At 36.6% G+C, this 257-nt stretch carries 1 pseudogene; it reads right to left on the bottom strand.

Going from position 1 to position 257, the window contains the following annotated elements:
- Positions 1-2: 2 nt before the first annotated feature.
- Positions 3-257: pseudogene (locus ACFIKN_RS08855) on the bottom strand (hypothetical protein); the annotation flags it as partial.

Here is a 257-nt window from a genome sequence, read left to right as displayed (position 1 = left end):
TGTTAGAAACGGCTTATGTAGCTTATATCGCTTGCTGAATAGTCACTTTCGTAGATGATTGAATTGCGTCCACGAATTTCAAGATTACCAGAAATATTTACATTATCGAAAATATATACTCCATCTAGAATTTTCATATTTCCGGAAATGTGTGCTTTATCACTTATATAAGCATTTCCATAGACACGGGCATTGCCATAAACATGGCCCAAAACTCGAGCCTCACCATAAATTTGTGCATTGCCGTAAATTTGCGC

The organism is Bartonella sp. CL436QHHD, assembly GCF_042195105.1.
In the GTDB taxonomy this organism is placed as follows: domain Bacteria; phylum Pseudomonadota; class Alphaproteobacteria; order Rhizobiales; family Rhizobiaceae; genus Bartonella.
Note: the sequence above shows the minus strand (reverse complement) of the source record. Positions and strands in the feature narration are given on the sequence as shown.